18 protein-coding genes are annotated in these 19,141 nt (G+C 62.6%); 7 read left to right on the top strand and 11 right to left on the bottom strand.

From position 1 onward, the window contains the following. Positions 1 to 31: 31 nt before the first annotated feature. Positions 32 to 1,696, top strand: coding sequence for a Na+/H+ antiporter (locus NCR98_RS00590; protein ID WP_250525276.1), 1,665 nt, complete (start codon positions 32 to 34; stop codon positions 1,694 to 1,696). A gap of 55 nt (positions 1,697 to 1,751) precedes the next feature. Here NCR98_RS00590 and NCR98_RS00585 read toward each other — a convergent pair whose 3' ends face one another. The 5 genes from NCR98_RS00585 to NCR98_RS00565 form a co-directional block, all read right to left on the bottom strand. Beyond that, positions 1,752 to 3,053 (bottom strand): solute carrier family 23 protein, encoded by a 1,302-nt coding sequence (locus NCR98_RS00585; protein ID WP_250462612.1) that lies wholly within the window; start codon positions 3,051 to 3,053, stop codon positions 1,752 to 1,754. Positions 3,054 to 3,346: 293 nt separating this feature from the next. Beyond that, positions 3,347 to 4,906 (bottom strand): methyl-accepting chemotaxis protein, encoded by a 1,560-nt coding sequence (locus NCR98_RS00580; RefSeq protein ID WP_244826759.1) that lies wholly within the window; start codon positions 4,904 to 4,906, stop codon positions 3,347 to 3,349. A 485-nt stretch (positions 4,907 to 5,391) separates the two neighbouring features. After that, complete coding sequence (locus NCR98_RS00575) at positions 5,392 to 5,934, bottom strand: response regulator transcription factor (RefSeq protein WP_244826758.1); 543 nt, start codon at positions 5,932 to 5,934, stop codon at positions 5,392 to 5,394. Between the two features lie 32 nt (positions 5,935 to 5,966). Then, positions 5,967 to 7,259: an ATP-binding protein gene (locus tag NCR98_RS00570; RefSeq protein WP_250525275.1), complete on the bottom strand. Its 1,293-nt coding sequence runs from the start codon at positions 7,257 to 7,259 to the stop codon at positions 5,967 to 5,969. Positions 7,260 to 7,349: 90 nt separating this feature from the next. After that, complete coding sequence (locus NCR98_RS00565) at positions 7,350 to 7,553, bottom strand: cysteine-rich CWC family protein (RefSeq protein WP_350029494.1); 204 nt, start codon at positions 7,551 to 7,553, stop codon at positions 7,350 to 7,352. 148 nt (positions 7,554 to 7,701) lie between these two features. Between NCR98_RS00565 and argB the strand changes: the two genes are divergently transcribed. Next, a complete protein-coding gene (argB, locus tag NCR98_RS00560; protein ID WP_244826756.1) occupies positions 7,702 to 8,601 on the top strand; it encodes an acetylglutamate kinase in 900 nt (299 codons plus the stop codon). A 76-nt stretch (positions 8,602 to 8,677) separates the two neighbouring features. Beyond that, positions 8,678 to 9,448, top strand: coding sequence for a pyrimidine 5'-nucleotidase (locus NCR98_RS00555; RefSeq protein ID WP_250491657.1), 771 nt, complete (start codon positions 8,678 to 8,680; stop codon positions 9,446 to 9,448). Here the strand turns inward: NCR98_RS00555 and NCR98_RS00550 are convergent. Both NCR98_RS00550 and NCR98_RS00545 read right to left on the bottom strand, forming a co-directional pair. Then, the gene (locus NCR98_RS00550) at positions 9,438 to 9,758 is read right to left on the bottom strand and encodes a type II toxin-antitoxin system RelE/ParE family toxin (RefSeq protein WP_244826754.1); all 321 of its coding nucleotides are present in this window, start codon (positions 9,756 to 9,758) and stop codon (positions 9,438 to 9,440) included. The two genes, NCR98_RS00555 and NCR98_RS00550, sit on opposite strands and share 11 nt — an antisense overlap. Further along, a complete protein-coding gene (locus tag NCR98_RS00545) occupies positions 9,755 to 10,036 on the bottom strand; it encodes a type II toxin-antitoxin system Phd/YefM family antitoxin (protein WP_244826753.1) in 282 nt (93 codons plus the stop codon). Before NCR98_RS00545 ends, NCR98_RS00550 begins: the two co-directional genes overlap by 4 nt. Positions 10,037 to 10,329: 293 nt before the next feature. Between NCR98_RS00545 and metX the strand changes: the two genes are divergently transcribed. From metX to NCR98_RS00525, 4 genes are read left to right on the top strand one after another with little or no spacing between them, the layout of a single operon-like run. Next, positions 10,330 to 11,475, top strand: a complete 1,146-nt coding sequence (gene metX, locus NCR98_RS00540) for a homoserine O-succinyltransferase MetX (protein WP_250525274.1) — start codon at positions 10,330 to 10,332, stop codon at positions 11,473 to 11,475. After that, positions 11,472 to 12,080 (top strand): methionine biosynthesis protein MetW, encoded by a 609-nt coding sequence (gene metW, locus NCR98_RS00535; RefSeq protein WP_250462600.1) that lies wholly within the window; start codon positions 11,472 to 11,474, stop codon positions 12,078 to 12,080. Before metX ends, metW begins: the two co-directional genes overlap by 4 nt. 59 nt (positions 12,081 to 12,139) lie before the next feature. Further along, positions 12,140 to 13,426, top strand: coding sequence for an AmpG family muropeptide MFS transporter (locus NCR98_RS00530; protein WP_250462597.1), 1,287 nt, complete (start codon positions 12,140 to 12,142; stop codon positions 13,424 to 13,426). Beyond that, the gene (locus NCR98_RS00525; RefSeq protein WP_350029492.1) at positions 13,408 to 14,346 is read left to right on the top strand and encodes a M48 family metallopeptidase; all 939 of its coding nucleotides are present in this window, start codon (positions 13,408 to 13,410) and stop codon (positions 14,344 to 14,346) included. The genes NCR98_RS00530 and NCR98_RS00525 overlap by 19 nt, the downstream gene beginning before the upstream one ends. A gap of 1 nt (position 14,347) precedes the next feature. On the opposite strand, the gene NCR98_RS00520 is transcribed toward NCR98_RS00525, so the two are convergent. The 4 genes from NCR98_RS00520 to gatA all read right to left on the bottom strand — a co-directional run bounded on the left by NCR98_RS00520 (position 14,348) and on the right by gatA (position 19,093). Beyond that, the gene (locus tag NCR98_RS00520; RefSeq protein ID WP_244826749.1) at positions 14,348 to 15,130 is read right to left on the bottom strand and encodes an exodeoxyribonuclease III; all 783 of its coding nucleotides are present in this window, start codon (positions 15,128 to 15,130) and stop codon (positions 14,348 to 14,350) included. Positions 15,131 to 15,149: 19 nt separating this feature from the next. Continuing rightward, positions 15,150 to 15,989 (bottom strand): PPK2 family polyphosphate kinase, encoded by an 840-nt coding sequence (locus NCR98_RS00515; protein ID WP_250525273.1) that lies wholly within the window; start codon positions 15,987 to 15,989, stop codon positions 15,150 to 15,152. A gap of 138 nt (positions 15,990 to 16,127) precedes the next feature. Further along, positions 16,128 to 17,603, bottom strand: a complete 1,476-nt coding sequence (gene gatB, locus NCR98_RS00510; RefSeq protein WP_250525272.1) for an Asp-tRNA(Asn)/Glu-tRNA(Gln) amidotransferase subunit GatB — start codon at positions 17,601 to 17,603, stop codon at positions 16,128 to 16,130. Next, positions 17,600 to 19,093 (bottom strand): Asp-tRNA(Asn)/Glu-tRNA(Gln) amidotransferase subunit GatA, encoded by a 1,494-nt coding sequence (gatA, locus tag NCR98_RS00505; protein WP_250491652.1) that lies wholly within the window; start codon positions 19,091 to 19,093, stop codon positions 17,600 to 17,602. The genes gatB and gatA overlap by 4 nt, the downstream gene beginning before the upstream one ends. Between the last annotated feature and the right edge of the window lie 48 nt (positions 19,094 to 19,141).

The raw sequence follows: 19,141 nt of genomic DNA, 5'->3' as shown, positions 1-19,141 counted from the left end.
TCGCCTCTTTGCGTCGTGCAGTACCGCACATATGGAAATCGTCTTCACCGTACTCATTCTTCTGATGGTGGTCGCGCTGTCCGGCTTCGGACTGAGCCTGCTTCCGGTCAAGCTGCCACTGCCGCTGATCCAGATCGCCATCGGCGCGGTGCTGGCGTGGCACGGCTTCGGGCTTCACGTCACGTTCGATCCCGAACTCTTCATGCTGCTGTTCATTCCGCCGCTGCTTTTCGCGGATGGCTGGCGCATTCCGAAGCGCGAGCTCTACATGCAGCGCCGCGCGATACTCATGCTCGCGCTCGGCCTCGTGTTCATCACGGTCGGGCTGCTCGGCTACTTCCTGCACGCGATGATTCCCGAGATGCCGCTGCCCGTCGCGTTTGCGCTCGCGGCCGTGCTTTCGCCGACGGATGCCGTCGCGCTGACGGGCATTGCCGGGCGCAATCGCATTCCGCCGAACCTCATGCATATCCTCGAAGGCGAAGCGCTGATGAACGACGCGTCCGGCCTCGTCGCGCTGAAGTTCGCCATCGCGGCGGCGCTCACCGGCGTGTTCTCCCTGCGCGACGCGACCGTCAGCTTCTTCATCATCGCGGCGGGCGGGCTCGCCATCGGCGCGGCGATCAGTTGGGCGATCACGGAGATACCCGCGCGCATCCTCAAGTTTTCCGAGGACGACGACCCCGCTGCGGGCGTCATTCTCACCGTGCTGATTCCGTTCGCCGCCTACGTGATCGCCGAGCGCGCGGGTTGCTCGGGCATTCTGGCGGCGGTATCGGCGGGGATGATGATGAACATCCAGAGCCTGCGCGACAGCATTCCGAGCGCGGTGCGTATCCGCATGACGAGCACCTGGGCGATGATCGAGTTCGTCTTCAACGGAATGGTGTTCATTCTGCTCGGCCTGCAGTTGCCGCACGTGATCGGGCAGGCGCTGATCGAAGCACATCACGATGGCGACGCTCAAGTGGGCCTTTTGATCGGCTATGTGCTTGCGACCGTCGTCGCGTTGTATGCGTTGCGCTTCGTGTGGGTGTATTGCCTGCGCTGGGTGGCGAGCCGCAACGCCGCGAAACAGGGCATTGGCGCGGCGCCCGGTTTTCGCACGCTCGCCATGACCACGATTGGCGGCGTGCGCGGCGCGGTCACACTCGCGGGCGTGCTCTCGCTGCCGGTCACGCTCGATAACGGCACGCCGCTCGCGGGTCGCGACGTGGCAATCTTCATCGCGTCGGCGGTGATCCTGGTGTCGCTCGTCATCGCGGTCATCGGCTTGCCTATTCTCTTGCGCGGCACCGCGCGCATCGACAAGCCCTACGCGGCGGAGGAGCGCATGGCGCGGCGGCGCATCGCGCAGGCGGCGATACGCGCTATCGACGACACGCACGAGACGCTCATCGAGCAGATGGACGAAACGGCGGCGGCGCGCTGCACGGATTCATCCGCGCGTGTGATGGGCATTTACCGGCGAAGGCTGGAATCCCTCGGCGATGAGGAAGCGCCACGCGTGGCCGCGAAGAGAAGCGAAATGGTCGAGACACGGCTGCGCATGGCCGCGATGCGCGCCGAGCGGGCCGAGTTGTTCAGGTTACGCGCGGCTCAGACGATCAACGACGAGACGTTGAACAAGCTCATCCGGGAGATCGATCTGGCGGAGACCGCGCTGGTGAATCGGAAGCGGGGGTTGTCGGCTTGAGAGCATGCTCTCTTGCCTGCGCGTGCGTTCCACCGGGCGCGCAGGCGCTTTGTCATCAGACCACGCCCGACCCACGCCGGCGCAGCAGCGCATACAGAATGATCGCGCCGAACGTCGCGGTGCCAATCCCACCAAGCGCGAAACCGCCGAGTTTGAGCGTGAAGTCGCCCGCGCCGAGCACGAGCGTGACGGCCGCGACGATCAGATTGCGGTTATCCGAGAAGTCCACCTTGTTGACCACCCAGATGCGCGCGCCCGTCACCGCAATCAGCCCGAACACCACGATCGACACGCCGCCGAGCACCGGCCCCGGAATGGTTTGAATGACCGCGCCGAACTTCGGCGAGAAGCCGAGCACGATGGCGAACAATGCCGCGATGGCGAACACGAGCGTCGAATAAATCTTCGTGACGGCCATCACGCCGATGTTCTCCGCATAAGTCGTCACGCCCGTGCCGCCCGCGAAACCGGAGACGATGGTCGCCAGTCCGTCGCCGATGAACGCGCGTCCGATGTAACGGTCGAGACTCTGTCCCGTCATCGCGCCGACCGCCTTGATGTGGCCGAGGTTCTCGGCGACGAGAATGATCGCGATGGGCGCGAGCAGGGTCATCGCCTGCGGTTCGAACACGGGCGCGGTGAAGTGCGGCATGCCGAACCACGCGGCGTTCGCGACGATCGAGAAGTCGATCGGTTTGCCCATGCTCATGCCATTGGTCAGCACCGCGTAGATGATGTAGGCAATCGCCAGCCCGATCAGAATCAACAGGCGCTGCGCCATGCCGCGCGCGAACACGGCCACGCCGCCCACGCAGAGCACGGTGACGAGCGCCATCCACGAATCGAAGTTGCTGGCGCTCACGCCTTTCACGGCGATAGGCGCGAGATTCAGTCCGATCACGCAGACGATCGCACCGGTGACGACGGGCGGCATCAGCGCTTCGATCCACTTCGTGCCGACCGCCGTGACGATTGCACCGATGATCGCGTAAGCCACGCCGCACGCCACGATGCCGCCGAGCGCAACGGGAATGTTCATGTTCGGGCCGTGGCCGCTGTAGCCCGTCACCGCTATGACGAGCCCGATGAACGCGAAGCTCGAACCGAGATAGCTAGGCACACGTCCGCCGACCAGCACGAAGAAAAGCAGCGTGCCGATGCCCGACATGAAAATGCACAGATTGGGATCGAAGCCCATGAGAAGCGGCGCGAGCACGGTCGAGCCGAACATGGCGACGACGTGCTGAATGCCCATGGCGAACATCTGCGGCCAGGGCAGGCGCTCATCGGGGCCGACGACGCGGCCGCCTTGCGCATCCGGCTGGACGGGCCAGCGCGGGAAATAGGGATTGGACATGGGAAACAACTCCTTCTCGACATTGACGCCGTTTCGTGCGGCGCGGGTGTTCTGGAAACTGGCGCGAGTTTACGGAGTGGGATGCAGGGTGGCAAGCGAGGTGATATTACGGGAGGCTTGCGGTGATGAGCGCTTCGTACACATCGTTGCGAAAGGCGCATTGGCGCCGAGATTCATGCGCGGCCCGCTCGAACGCGACCGCACGATGAGCGCCGAAACGCTAGCGCGTCCGCTGCTCGCCGTCGGCGACATTCGACGCAGGCTGCCATCGCAAGCGGCCAGCGCGAACCGAATTACCCGCGCCCGTCCAGTTCGAACACCGCGACCGCGCCCTTCAGTTGCTCGGCCTGATCGGCCATCGCGCCCGCAGCGGCCGCCGCTTGCTCGACCAACGCCGCGTTCTGCTGCGTCACCTGGTCCATTTGCGCCACCGCGCGATTCACCTGTTCGATGCCCGCGCTCTGCTCGTGCGAGGCCGCCGAAATCTGCGCCATGATGTCCGTCACGCGCTGCACGGCTTCCGTCACTTCGGCCATGGTCGAACCCGCGCGCTCGGCGATCGCCGCTCCGCTGTCCACCCGCGCCGTCGACGCTTCGATCAGTTCCTTGATCTCCTTCGCCGACATCGCGCTGCGTTGCGCAAGCGAACGCACTTCACCGGCGACGACCGCGAAACCGCGTCCTTCCTCGCCCGCGCGCGCCGCTTCGACAGCGGCATTCAGCGCCAGGATATTGGTCTGAAACGCGATGCCTTCGATCACCGCGATGATGTCCGTCATTCGCTTCGAGCCCGCCGCGAGTTCGCGCATGTTGTCCACCACTTCGCCGACGAGTTCGCTGCCGCGCGTCGAGACATCCGATGCGCCGCGCGCCAGGCCGCTGGCTTCATCGGCGTTGCTGGCGTTCTGACGCACGGTCGCGGTGAGCTGCTCCATGCTCGACGCGGTTTCTTCTAGCGACGCCGCCTGCTCTTCCGTGCGTTGCGACAAGTCGGTGTTGCCTTGTGCGATTTCACGCGATGCGAACAGAATCGATTCGCTCGAATGCCGGATGCCGCCGACGATCTCCGCCAGCTTCACGCTCATGTTGCCGAGGCTGTGAAGCATGCTGCTGTCGTCGCCCGGACGCGTTTGCACACGCGCCGTCAGATCGCCTTCCGCGATACGGTTCGCAATTTGCGCCGCATAGCCCGGCTCGCCGCCGAGCTGCGCCGACAGCCGCCTGCCGATCAAGACCGCGAGCAAGCCGCCGGCCGCCATCGCGCCGAGCACGAGTGCGAGCATCACGACGCGCATCGTCTGGTATTCGGACGCCGCGTTGTTGCGTGCGCCGGTTGCGCGCTCACGCTTGAAGTCGGCGAGACGTTCGAGCGATGCGCGCGCTTTCTCGCTGGCATCGATCGCACGGGCAATGAGACCCATCTGATCGACGTCCGTCGGCATGGGTTTCGTGCCGATCTGCATATGCACGATGTCTTCCCATCCGGCGATAGCCTGCGCCGCCGAGTCGTAGAGCGCGCGGCCATCCGTCGTCGTCATCGTGGGGCGCAGGTTGTCGAGCGCCTGGTGCATGCTTGCGAGCGAGGCGGTCATGCCTTCCTTGAGCTTCGCCTTGCCGGCATCGTCGGCGAAGGTGAGATTCGCGGCGGCGAGGTCGGTGTTCAGCTTGTGCTTGTTGGCTTCCTCGACCCAGTAAAGGCCGTCCATGTGTTTGGCGCCGATCTCGCCGATCAAGCTGTTCATCTTCGCCAGCGATACGACGCCGGTCACGCCCACGCATGCGGTAAATACAATCACCACCGCGAATGACAGCACGAGCTTGCCAAACACGGAAAGGCGGTCAAACCAGTTCATCGATGTCTCCTCTGTCGACCAGCGCTTCGTCGACCGGCGTTCGAGCGTCGAGCTTTCCGCGCCGGTCCGTCTGGTCCCACGCCCCGCAGACGACGCCCACGGACGGCGTGGTGCGAACTCAGGTTCGCGCACAGAGAGCTTTACGGCGCGGGTTGCGGCCTTCTTGAGATCGAATGCGGAGAATACGGCGGATGAGATGTGAGGCGAAAGGCGGACGAAAACTGGCGTTGTCGTGCAAGCGATGGACGCTTGCGTTGCGCGTGCGCGCTCGCTGTCGTTCAGTGCTGCGCCGAGGATGCTCGCCGCCTTCAAGTTCCTGCTGAATCGCAGCTTTCTAGGAGTCTTCCTAGATTCGGAATAATCGTATATTTGGCCGCAACGAGTCGACGTATTCTTTCCCTGTGCGTATTCCCCTGTATATGCACGTAGTCGTTGTAACTCTCCGATTACCGCCCTCGTTCCCCCGGCTTGGGCGGTTCTTTTTTTTATTGGCGCACGGGCTTCTTCGCCAGCTTCCGCTGCAACGTCCGCCGGTGCATGTTGAGCGCACGCGCCGTCGCCGAAATATTGCCGTTGTTCTCGGCCAGCGCCCGCTGAATGTGCTCCCACTCGAGCCGCGCCACGGAAAGCAAAGTCGGATTCTCAATCGCTTCTTCCGCCGTCTGCTCGCTCGCCTGTTCATGCAGCGCGGCGAGAATGGACTCGACGTTCGCGGGCTTCGCCAGATAATTGTCCGCGCCGTCCTTTACCGCCTGAACCGCCGTCGCAATGCTCGCGTAGCCCGTCAGCACGAGAATGCGCGCGTCCGGCTGCAAGTCGCGCAGCGGCGAGACAAGCCGCAAACCGGAATCGTTGCCGAGGTGAAGATCGACCGTGATCTGGCCGAACTTGTGCTGATTGGCGAGCTTCAGCGCTTCGCTCGCGTCGTGCGCCTGATGCGCGGTGTAGCCGCGCCGAACCAGGCCGCGCGCGAGAATGCCCGAAAAAACCTCGTCGTCGTCGATGATAAGGAAATTCATGTCGCTCATGCTTCTTTCTCCAATGTTGGCCGGCGTCGTGCTCACGCCGCGCCGCTTGATTCGGTTCGTGCTTCATCGGCGGGCGATGCGCCAAAATTCGGCAGACGCAAGATCGCGCGCGTGCCGCGTGGCTGATCCGCCGCGAGTTCTATCGATCCCTGCAGGCGCGCCGCCGCCGCGAACGCAAGGTATAGCCCGACGCCGTGGCCGCCCTGCGTGCTGTCCACTGGCGCGGCGCCCAGGCTCGAACGCAGCGCGGGCGGAATGCCCGGCCCGCGATCGCAGATATCGAAGCGCACCATCTGCACGCCTTCCACCCTTTCAGCCGATGCCTGCAAGGTCACGAGCTCGCTGCTCGCGCGCGCTGCGTTGTCCAGCAAGATCGTGAGAATCTGACCGATGGCAACGGAATCGTCGATGGACATGGACTCCGGCGTGTTGCCCGCATGCTCGAACTTCACTTGCGGATGCCGCAGCCGCCATTGCTCGATGAAGCTCGCGAGCCATTCGCGAAGCGGCTGGCGATTCGACGGCCCCGTCGCGCGGCTGCGCAAGCGCGCGAGCGCCGAGGTGCACAGCGCCATCTGCTGTTCGAGCAATTCGAAGTCGGCCGCGTAAGGCGCGAGGTTGCGGTCGTGCGCGGCGGAATCGCGCAATTCCTCGCTCAGCATTGCAATGGTGGACAGCGGCGTGCCCATTTCGTGCGCAACGGTGGCCGCCTGCACGCCAAGGGCAACGGCGCGTTCGTCGCGCAGATGGCGTTGCTGGGCGTCGGCGAGCGCGGCGTCACGCACGCGCAGCGCCCGCGACATGCGTGCGACGAACCAGCCGATCAGCCCGACGCTCACCATGAAGTTCACCCACAGACCCGTGCGGAAGTAGTCGAACAGATTCGATGGATTCTCTATGTTGAGCGGCACGTAGTTGTAGCTCAGGAGCGCATAACAAGAGACCGCGAAGAGCGCGAGCCACGCGGTCATGGTCCACGGCAGAATGGCCGCGGAAATGGCCAGCGACGGCAGATACAAGGTGACGAACGGATTGGTCGAGCCGCCCGAGAGAAACAGAAGCGCGGAGAGCGCGCCTAAGTCGACCCACATCTGGCCGAAGAGTTCGACATTGGTTTCCGGCTGAGCCCGCGCCACGCGCAGCCACGTCAGCCCGTTGAAGAACATTTCGAGCGCGACGACGAGGAGCATGGCCGGCAAGGGCAGCTTCGCGCTGTAGAAAATCTGCACGACGGCGATGGTCGTCAACTGGCCGATGATCGCCAGCGAGCGAAGCCAGAAAAGGTGACCGAGGTTGACCCGTCCGGTATTGGTTATGCGATGCATCGGGTGATTGAGTGCGTGCGGTCCATGCGACATTATCCCGCTTGCGCCTATAGTGAAACCGAACGTGGCGCGATTTGTCGCACCCTGATATCAGCGTGACGCTTGGCCTATCTCCGCCGCCAGGCATGCGCGGCACAGGCAAGTCGAGTCCGGCCGCAAGCGTTCGCGCGGCAGCGCGGGCAAGGTTGCGCACCAGCACGTCGCAGCGCCGGCGAGCGCGCCGCAATGAAACGCCGCGCCGCAGCGCGTGCACCGTTGCGTCGCGTCGGAGCCTGATTGAAGCGTTACGTTCATCATCGTGTCATCGACATTGATAAGCGATGATCGCATGCCCGGCCGCCATGCCGGAAAACGAGACGGCGCGCGGGGAAAAACGACCTGTCGTGTAGCGTCACTCCTGTACAATCCGCGTGTTTAAACGCTCCTCGCCTCATTTGCCGCCATGTCCGAGCTACCTGACCTCACGCAGATCGCGCCTACGCTGAAAGCCGAAATTCTGGCCGAGGCGCTGCCTTATATCCGTCAGTATCACGGCAAGACGGTCGTGATCAAATACGGCGGCAACGCAATGACCGAAGAGCGCCTCAAGCAAGGCTTCGCGCGCGACGTGATCCTCCTGAAGCTCGTCGGCATCAATCCGGTGATCGTGCACGGCGGCGGTCCGCAGATCGACCAGGCGCTCAAGAAGATCGGCAAGCAGGGCACCTTCATTCAGGGCATGCGCGTCACCGACGAAGAGACCATGGAAGTGGTCGAATGGGTGCTCGGCGGCGAGGTACAGCAGGACATCGTCACGCTCATCAACCATTTCGGCGGTCAGGCGGTCGGCTTGACCGGCAAGGACGGCGGGCTCATCCACGCGCGCAAGCTGATGATGCCGGATCGCGATAATCCGGGCCAGTTCATCGACATCGGTCAGGTGGGCGAAGTGGAGTCCATCAACCCGGCGGTGGTGAAGGCGCTGCAGGACGACGCGTTCATTCCGGTCATCTCGCCTATCGGTTTCGGCGAAGACGGACTCTCCTACAACATCAACGCGGATCTGGTCGCGGGCAAGCTGGCGGTCGTCCTGAACGCCGAAAAGCTCGTGATGATGACCAACATTCCCGGCGTGATGGACAAGGAAGGCAATCTTCTCACCGACCTTTCCGCGCGCGAGATCGACGCCCTCTTCGCCGACGGCACCATCTCCGGTGGCATGTTGCCGAAAATTTCCTCCGCGCTGGATGCGGCGAAAAGCGGCGTGCGTTCGGTGCATATCATCGACGGGCGTATCGAGCATTCGGTGCTGCTCGAAATTCTGACCGAGCAGCCGTTCGGCACAATGATCCGCTCGCATTGAGCTTCGTCACTCTTCCTCCAACGCCCGCTGCGGTTTGCTCCGCGCGGGCGTTTTTATTTGCCGAACGTAATCGCGCATGAGTTCATCTCGCAGTGCTCGCCGCCGTCATGTCAAAACGCGCGGCCCAGTTTGGCTCTTCGATCTCGACAACACGCTGCATCACGCGTCGCACGAGATTTTTCCGGCGATCAATCGCGCGATGACGCAGTACATCATCGACCGGCTGGGCGTGGATATCGACGAAGCGAACCGGCTGCGCGTCGGCTACACGGTGCGATACGGCGCGACCTTGCTCGGACTCGTGCGGCATCACGGCATTGATCCCGCCGATTTCCTGCGCGAAGTCCATACCTTCCCCGATCTGCCGTCCATGCTGCGCGCCGAGCGCGGCCTGAAGCGCATCGTGCGCGCGCTGCCGGGCCGCAAGATCGTGCTCACCAACGGACCGACGCTCTACGCGCGCTCGGTGCTCGCGGAACTGGGTATCGGCAAGCTGTTCGAGCGCGTGATCGCCATCGAGGACATGCGCGACGGCGAACGCTGGCGCGCCAAGCCCGATGCGCCCATGCTCCGTCGCGCGATGCGCCGCGCGCACGTGCATTTGAAAGACGCGATTCTGGTGGAAGACACGCGCGGGCATTTGAAGCGCTACCGGCGGCTCGGCATTCGCACGGTGTGGATCGTCGGCCATTTGCCGATGGCGCGCACGTCAAGCGGCGGCATTTCGCAGCGCTTGCCCGGCTCGGGCCGGCCGCATTACGTGGATCGCACCGTGCGTTCGTTGCGCGCGCTCACGCTCGGCATGCGCGGCGGCGGCTTTCGAGCGGCGAAAGCGACTACATCCTGAAGAGGCGCCGCGCGAGCATGTCTTCGAGGTCCGAGCGCTGATCGACGACGAGATGCACGTAGATGGTTTCGCCATCCACCTTGTAGATGACGCGGTTGGTGCCGCTCGCCACTTCGTAGTATCCCGTCATGCGGAAGTCGACCAGTTCGGGCGGCGTCGCGCCACGACGCGGTGACGCTTCTATCTCGGCGATGGTGTCGGCCAGGCCGTCGCGCGTGGCCTTCCACGCCATCTTGCCGAACTTGTTGATGACGTAGCGTCTATAGTCGCGCAACTCCTGCTGCACCGGATCGAGAAAGACGGTTTTCACTTGACGCCTTCTTCCCTGTCGAGCCGTTCGAGTTCGCCGAAAAGGTCGATTGCGTCTATGCAATGCCCCGCCTCGATGTACTTCTGCCCCATCGCCAGAATCTTGAGCAAAGCCACGGTCTGGTGCAGGTCTTCATAAGACTGCACGTCCTGCACGACCACCCGGCCTTCGCCGTTTTGCGTGATGAGCATGGGCTCGCGGCTCTCGACGACGTTGCGGATCATTTCGGCCGCGCGGCTCTTGAGATGGCTCAGCGGCCTCACACGACTCGGTTTCATTTCCGCTCCAGGGCCCACGCGCAGATTAGACAATATAGACACAAACTCGGGCCATATCCAGAACGCCCGGGCACCGCTATTGGCGGCTTTATTACGTTTTCCGCTATACTTCTTCGCTCAATCTGAATTCGAACACGCGCCGATTTGCTGACTCGATTGCGGGCGCGCGAACCTTCCCAAGCGGTACTGCGGGGAGGTTCAATACAAATGCGGCTAAAGAGGTCGTCAGCCGCGCCGTCAATCCACACGCGCATCGCCGACACCCGTTTAGCCGCTATTTCAAGGCGGAATGAATGGAATCAATCGGCATCGTCACTCCCCAAACCTTGCGCTTCACCGAGCCGCTCGTCATGCAAAGCGGCTCGACGCTCAACGACTACGAACTCGTCGTCGAAACCTACGGCGAACTCAACGCCGCGCGCTCGAACGCCGTGCTCGTTTGCCACGCGCTCAATGCGTCGCATCACGTGGCGGGCGTCTATGCCGACAACCCGAAAGACGTAGGCTGGTGGGACAACATGGTTGGTCCGGGCAAGCCGCTCGATACCGACCGCTTCTTCGTGATCGGCGTGAACAATCTCGGTTCGTGTTTCGGCTCGACCGGGCCGATGAGCATCGACCGTACAAGCGGTAAGCCCTACGGCAAGAGCTTTCCCGTCGTGACGGTGGAAGACTGGGTGCATGCGCAGGCGCGCGTGGCCGACCGCTTCGGCATCGAACGCTTCGCGGCGGTGATGGGCGGCAGTCTCGGCGGCATGCAGGCGCTTGCCTGGAGCACGATGTATCCGGAGCGGCTCGGGCATTGCATCGTGGTGGCATCGACGCCGAAGCTTTCGGCGCAGAACATCGCGTTCAACGAAACGGCGCGCTCGGCGATTCTCTCCGACCCCGACTTCCACGGCGGCGACTACTACGCACACGACGTGAAGCCGCGCCGCGGCTTGCGCGTGGCACGCATGATCGGCCATATCACCTATCTGTCGGATGACGACATGGCCGTGAAGTTCGGCCGCGCGCTGCGCCGTGCCGAAGGCGCGCTCGACGCGTACAACTTCAATTTCGACGTCGAGTTCGAAGTGGAGTCGTATTTGCGCTATCAGGCCGACAAGTTCGCCGAATACTTCGACGCCAACACGTACTTGCTCATCACGCGCGCGCTCGATTATTTCGATCCCGCCAAGGCCTTCGAAGGCGACCTGCGCCGCGCGCTCGCCAACACAACGGCGAAGTATCTGATCGCGAGCTTTACGACCGACTGGCGTTTCGCGCCCGCGCGTTCCCGCGAGATCGTCAAAGCGCTGCTCGACAACAAGCGCACCGTGAGCTACGCGGAGATCGACGCGCCGCACGGCCACGACGCCTTCCTGCTCGACGACGCGCGCTATCACAACCTGATGCGCGCCTATTACGAACGCATTGCCACGGAGATCGGCGTATGAACCAGCACACTCTCGATTCCCTCGCGCTGCGTTCGGACTTTCGCGCCATCGCGCGCTGGGTCGAACCGCGTTCCTCCGTGCTCGATCTCGGTTGTGGCGACGGTTCGCTGCTCTCGCTGCTCGGCGAAGAACTCGAAGTGCACGGTTACGGCATCGAAATCAACGACGCCGGCGTGCTCGCATGCGCGCAAAAAGGCGTGAACGTGATCCAGCAGAATCTCGAAGACGGCCTGCGTCTTTTCGAAGACGACAGCTTCGATTTCGCCGTGCTTTCGCAGACGCTGCAGACCATTCATCAGACTGCGGCGATCCTGCGTGAAACCGTTCGCGTGGGTCGCGAATGCATTGTCTCGTTCCCGAACTTCGGATACTGGCAGCATCGGCTCTCGGTTATTCAAGGGCGCATGCCGGTTTCGAAATCGCTGCCGTATCAATGGCATAACACGCCGAACGTGCGCGTTCTGACCATCAAGGACTTCGAGGCGCTCGCGCCCGAAGTGGGCATCGAGATACTGGACCGCGTGGTGCTGCACGACGGGCAAACGGTCCGTTGGGGCGCGAACTGGCGTGGTAGTCTTGCGGTCTATCGCGTGAAGCGCCGCTGAGTTCGAATCGGCCCGTCACGCATCGAAACGCACCACCACGACGTATTACCCACATCGATATGCCCGAAACGCCACGCGAGGCGCCCGCTCTTACAGCTCACGAAGAAGATCCCGGCTTGCACGCGTTCCTCAACGCGCGCATCCTCATTTGCGTCTTTCTCGGCTTCACGTCCGGACTGCCGCTCTTCACGCTCTACAGCCTGTTGCAGGCGTGGCTCTCGACTGCGGGCGTCAACGTCAAGGAGATCGGCCTCTTCGCACTGATCGGGCTTCCCTATACGTGGAAGTTCGTCTGGTCGCCGTTGATGGACCGCTTCATTCCGCGCTTTCCGGGCTGGCGTCCGGGCCGACGGCGCGGCTGGATGTTCGTCACGCAAGTGCTCGTGATGGTGGCCATCGGCTCCTTCGGGTTCTTTTCGCCCGCGCAGAATCTGTGGGCGGTTGCGGCCATCGCCGCGCTCGTCGCGTTCTTCAGCGCGAGTCAGGATATCGTCATCGATGCCTACCGCCGCGAGCTGCTCGCCGATACCGAGCAAGGTCTCGGCAACGCGGTTCATGTCAACGCGTACAAGGTGGCGGGGCTCGTGCCTGGCTCGCTTTCGCTGATTCTCACGAACGTTCTTCCGTGGAAGACCGTGTTTCTGATCACCGCCGCGTTCATGCTGCCGGGCCTCATCATGACGCTCGTGGTCAAGGAGCCGGCCATTCACGGCGCGCCGCCCAAGACGTTGCGCGAGGCGATCGTCGAGCCGTTCCACGAGTTCATCACGCGCAATGGCTGGCAATCCGCGCTGCTGGTGCTGGGCTTCATCTTCCTCTACAAGCTCGGCGACACCATGGCGACCGCGCTCGCCACGAAGTTCTTCATCGACGTAGGCTTCACGCTCACGCAGATCGGCGTGATAGCGAAAGCGGTGGCGTTCTGGGCGAGCATCGCGGGCGGCTTGATCGGCGGTATCTGCCTCGTGAAGATCGGCATTGCGCGCGGACTCTGGGTCTTCGGCTTCTTGCAGATCATCGCGACGCTCGGCTTTGCGTGGCTCACGAAAATCGGGCCGTCGCCCGCCGCGCTCGCGGTGCTTTACGGCTTCGAAACGTTCGCGACGGGCCTCACGCTCGCCACATTCACGGCATATATCGCGAGCACGACCGATCCGCGCTACACCGCGACTCAGTTCGCGCTCTTCACGAGCCTCGCCGCCGTGCCACGGACTTTCGCGGCGGCGGGCAGCGGCTTTATCGTGAGTGAAACAGGATGGTTTCCGTACTTCATGGTGTGCGTCGCGCTGTCCATACCCGGCATGCTACTGTTGCCGAAGATCGCGCCATGGAGAACGCCACGATGACGGTATCGATGCCGGCCCGGCCCACGCTTGGCGCGCTCATCTGCGCGCTCATGCTGGCGACGCTCGCGCCCATGTCCGCGCGCGCTCAGGACGAAGAGCGCGCGCCGCCTTACACGGCGCCGAACAGCCAGATCCGCTTCGGCAACTCGGCGTTGTTCCGCAATCTGATTCCACCCGCGACGCTCGAACAGCAGGCGAGCGATGAATATGCACAGATCATTCACGACGCCGAGCGCAACAAGACACTGCTCGGCAATGACAATCTGCTCGTCAAGCGCGTGCGCGATATCGCCACTCACGAGATTCCGTTCGCGCTCAAGTGGAATGACCGCGCGAAGAACTGGAAGTGGGAAATCAACGTCATCAAGTCGCCCGAAGTGCGCATGTACTGTTTGCCGGGCGGCAAGATCGTGGTGTATAGCGGGCTCATCGACAAGCTGCATCTGAACGACAACGAGATCGGCATGATGATCGGCCATGAGATCGCGCACGCGCTGCGCGAACATGCGCGCGAACGGCTCGGGCGGCAGCAGGCGCAGCAGTTGTCGTCGGGTACCATGCCGCAGCTTTTCGGCTTTACCGATTACGGTTCGCAGCCGCTTGGCATCGGCGATCAGTTGCTGGCCATGAAATACGCCCCCGCCGACGAGACCGAAGCGGATGTCATCGGCAGCGAGATTGCTTCGCGCGCAGGTTACGATCCGCGCGCGGCCATCACCTTGTGGAACAAGATCGATACCGCCACGCGACGTTCCGACAACGGTTTCATCTGGATGCATCCGTATGGGCCGGAGCGCCGGCAGGACTTGCTCAAGCGCCTGCCGGACATGATGCCGCTGTATGCCAAAGCGGTGGGAAAGAGCATCGACCAGTTGCCGAATTACGGCGGGTTGGGGCGGTTTAAGAAGGGGGGGCGTTAACCTACTTCTTCCCGATCTTCCAGTTGTAATCGATAGTCAGCGGCGCGTGATCGCTGAATTTGATGTCGCGGAAAATGGAAGTCTTCTTGGCGGTCGCCGCGACTTCCTGCGTCGCGATTTGATAGTCGATACGCCACCCCACGTTCTTCGCGTACGCCTGCCCGCGATTGCTCCACCACGTGTATTGCTCGGCACGCTGGTCGAGCGTGCGAAAGACATCGACGTAACCGACATCGTCGAAAAGCTTCGTGAGCCACTCGCGCTCTTGCGGCAGACACCCCGAGTTCTTCTGGTTGCTCTTCCAGTTCTTGATGTCGATTTCCTTGTGCACGATATTCACGTCACCGCACACGATCACCTCACGCTCTTGCGAAAGCCCGGCGAGATGCGGCATGAATTCGTCCATGAAACGATACTTCGCCTGCTGCCGCTCTTCGCCGCTCGACCCAGACGGGACATACACCGACACCACGGACAGCTTGCCGAAACGCGCTTCCACGTAACGTCCTTCGGGATCGAACTCTGCACTGCCGAAGCCGATCACGACATCGTCCGGCTCGTGACGCGTGTACAAACCCGCGCCGCTATAACCCTTCTTCACCGCGTGCTGGAAATAACCCTTGAAACCATGCGGCGCGAGAAACTCCGGCGTGAGATCGTCCTGCGAACACTTGATTTCCTGCACGCACACGACGTCCGATTTCTGCTCGCCAAACCAGTCGAAGAAACCTTTCTTGGCCGCCGAACGGATGCCATTCAGATTGGCGGTAATCACCCGAAACATACTTGTCCTCTCTCCTTGTTTATTCGACCTTCACGCCCTTGAGCGATTCCTTGGCGGCCGGAAATTCGAGTTTCATGCCCTGCATCGTGCGCAGCAAAAGCTCCGCGACCATCACGTTGCGATGCGGTTTCGAATCGCCAGGAATGATGTACCACGGCGCGTATTCGGTCGAGGTCGCGCCTAACGCCAGCTCATACGAGCGCTGATATTCGTTCCACAGCTTGCGCGCGTCGAGATCGGAGACATCGAACTTCCAGTGCTTGGTCGGATCGTCGATACGCGCTTGCAAACGCTCGCGCTGCTCGTCCTTCGAAATATGCAGAAAGCATTTGACGATGGTCGTACCGCTATCCGCGAGCAACGCCTCGAACTCGCGAATATGCCGGTAACGGCGCTCGCATTCGTCATCGTCGATAGACTTCATCACGCGCGGCACGAGCACGTCTTCATAGTGGCTGCGATTGAAGACAGCGAACTCGCCGGCCATCGGCGCCTGCGCGTGCACGCGCCAGAGGAAATCGTGCGAGGCCTCGCGCTCGGAAGGCGCGCGAAACGGCACGATGCGCAAGCCGAGCGGATCGACGTCATGGAACACCGCGCGCACCGTACCGTCCTTGCCGCTCGTGTCCATGCCTTGCAGCACGAGCAGCACGCGCCGAAGACGCTGTGCGTGCAGCTTCTCCTGCAGGTCGTCGAGTTGCGCGCCGATTGCCGCGAGCCGGTCGCGGTCTTCGTCTTTCGAGCCGTTCGAAAACGGCTTGCCGGATGGATCGATCGAACTCAGATCGAAGGGCTTGAGCTTCTTGTCGTCATCGAAATACGGGACGAGGAAGTCGTCCAGAGACGGTTTCTTTGCCATGTCGCCAACCTTTTGTTCTATCCCGAAACGCCAATGAAAACGGGCCGCTGCCAAGCTAGACGGCAACAGCCCGTTCGTTGTGCTACTTCCAGGCGACCGGCTCTCCGTCGACGCGGAGGATTTCGCCCAAGTGCTTGCTCAGGATAGCTTTTTCTTCAGAAGCTCGTTTACCTGCTGCGGGTTCGCCTTGCCCTTGGTCGCCTTCATTGCCTGGCCGATCAGCGCGTTGAACGCCTTTTCCTTGCCCGCGCGGAATTCTTCCACCGATTTCTGGTTCGCCGCGAGCACCTCGTCGATGATGGCTTCGAGCGCACCGGTATCGGAAATCTGCTTGAGCCCCTTCGCCTCGATGATGCGGTCCGCCGCGCCCACGTCGGTCGCCTTCTCGTCCCAGATCGCCTGGAAAATGTCCTTCGCGATCTTGTTGGAGATGGTGCCATCCGCAATGCGTTGCAGAAGCAGCGCGAGTTGTGCCGCCGCGACCGGCGACTCGCCGATGTCGAGCGATTCGCGGTTCAGTTGCGCGGAGACGTCGCCCATGAGCCAATTGGCGGCGATCTTCGCCTGCGCCGCGCCCGCCGCCTGCACGACGGCTTCGAAATAGGAAGCCATTGCCTTCGACGACGTGAGCACGCCGGCGTCGTAAGGCGTCAAGCCGTACGTTTCGGCGAAACGCTTCTGCATGTCGGCTGGCAACTCCGGCAGTTCCGACTTCACGCGCGCCACCCAGCTTTCCTCGATAACCAGGGGCATCAAGTCCGGGTCGGGAAAATAGCGGTAGTCGTGCGCGTCTTCCTTGCTGCGCATGGAGCGTGTTTCGCGCTTGTCGGGATCGTAAAGACGCGTCTCTTGCACGACGGTGCCGCCGTCTTCGATCAGTTCGATCTGACGGCGCACTTCATATTGAATCGCTTCTTCGAGGAACCGGAACGAGTTCAGGTTCTTGATCTCCGCGCGCGTGCCGAATTCCTTCTGACCGACCGGGCGCACCGACACGTTGGCATCGCAACGGAACGAGCCTTCCTGCATGTTGCCGTCGCAGATGCCGAGCCACACGACGAGACCATGCAACGCCTTCGCATACGCAACCGCTTCCGCCGCGCTGCGCATTTCCGGCTCGGTGACGATCTCGAGCAGCGGCGTGCCCGCGCGATTCAAATCGATGCCCGTCATGCCCGCGAAGTCTTCGTGCAGCGACTTGCCCGCGTCTTCCTCGAGGTGAGCGCGCGTCAGATTGACGGTCTTCTCGTATGCTTCCTTGCCGGCCTTTTCATTGGCTGGAACCTGGATGGTGAGCTGACCGCCCTGCACGACAGGAATCTCGTACTGGCTGATCTGATAACCCTTCGGCAGATCCGGATAGAAGTAGTTCTTGCGCGCGAAGACGCTGCGCGGCGCGATATGAGCGCCGATCGACAAGCCGAAGCGAATCGCGCGTTCGACCGCGCCGCGATTCATCACGGGCAGCACGCCCGGCAACGCGAGATCGACGGGACAGGCTTGCGTGTTCGGCGCTGCGCCGAACTGCGTTGCCGCGCCCGAGAAAATCTTGGAAACGGTGGATAACTGCGCATGCGTTTCCAGACCGATGACGACTTCCCACTGCATGCTCATACTCCCGCTGCCGATGGTGCCTTGGCATGCCAGTCGGTCGCGCGCTGGAACGCGTCGGCGACCTGAAGCATCCGGGCTTCGTTGAAATAGTTGCCGACGATCTGCAGACCGACCGGCCGATTCGCATTCGCGCCCGCACCGAAACCGCACGGCACGCTCATGCCGGGCAGACCCGCGAGGCTCACGGAGAGCGTGTAGATATCGGCGAGATACATCTGCACGGGATCGTCGGCCTTCTCGCCGAGATTCCACGCGACCGACGGCGCGACCGGTCCCATGATGACGTCGCACCGCTTGAACGCTTCCTGGAAATCGCGCGCGATGATGCGGCGAATCTTCTGCGCCTGAAGGTAATACGCGTCGTAGTAGCCATGCGACAACACGTACGTGCCAACCAGAATGCGCCGCTTCACTTCGGGACCGAAGCCTTCCGCGCGCGACTTCTTGTACATGTCGAGCAAGTCCGTGTAGTGCGCCGCGCGATGCCCGTATCGCACGCCGTCGAAACGCGACAGATTCGACGAGGCCTCCGCCGGCGCGATGATGTAGTACACGGGAATGGAAAGCTCGGTCTTCGGCAACGATACTTCGACGAGCGTCGCGCCGAGCGCTTCGTATTGCTTCAACGCGGCGTCGATGGCGGCGCGCACGTCGTCGGCAAGCCCTGCGCCGAAGTACTCCTTCGGCATGCCGATACGCAATCCGGCGAGCGGCTTTTGCGCATCGCCGCCATTCCACGTCTGGCCGAGATGGCGCGTGTAGTCTTCGTTGTCGCGTTGCAGGCTGGTGGAGTCGCGTTCGTCGAAGCCGCCCATTGCGTTGAGCAAGAGCGCGCAGTCCGCGGCGGTCTGAGCCATCGGACCGCCCTGATCCAGCGACGACGCGAACGCGATCATGCCGTAACGCGACACGCGGCCGTAAGTCGGCTTGATACCGGTGATGCCGGTGAACGACGCGGGCTGGCGAATGGAGCCGCCCGTGTCGGTGCCGGTCGCGGCGGGCGCAAGACGCGCGGCGACGGCAGCGGCCGAACCGCCCGACGAACCGCCCGGCACGGCCTTCAGGTCCCACGGATTTTTCACCGCGCCGAAGTACGAATTCTCGTTGGACGAACCCATGGCGAACTCGTCCATGTTGGTCTTGCCGAGACAGACCATGCCCGCTTGCTTCAAGCGATCGACGACGGTGGCATCGAACGGGCTCGCGTAGTTTTCGAGCATGTGCGAACCGGCCGTGGATGCCCAGCCGCGCGTCACGAACACGTCCTTGTGCGCAATCGGCAAACCGGTGAGCGCGCCAGCCTTTCCTTCCGCGATGAGCGCGTCGGCGGCTTTAGCCTGAGCGAGCGTGAGGTCGCGGTCCATGCCGATGAAGGCGTTCAGATTCTTCGCGGCCTCGATGCGCTGCAGATACGACTGCGCCAGCTCGACCGCGGAGATTTCCTTGGAGTCGAGCGCGGCGCGCAGTTCGGTCAAACTTTTCTGATGCATTGCAGTTCCCTGATGAGCGCGGCGGTGAACGCCGCGCGGGAGTGTCGT

The organism is Caballeronia sp. GAWG2-1, from assembly GCF_023631405.1.
GTDB lineage: Bacteria > Pseudomonadota > Gammaproteobacteria > Burkholderiales > Burkholderiaceae > Caballeronia.
Note: the sequence above shows the minus strand (reverse complement) of the source record. Positions and strands in the feature narration are given on the sequence as shown.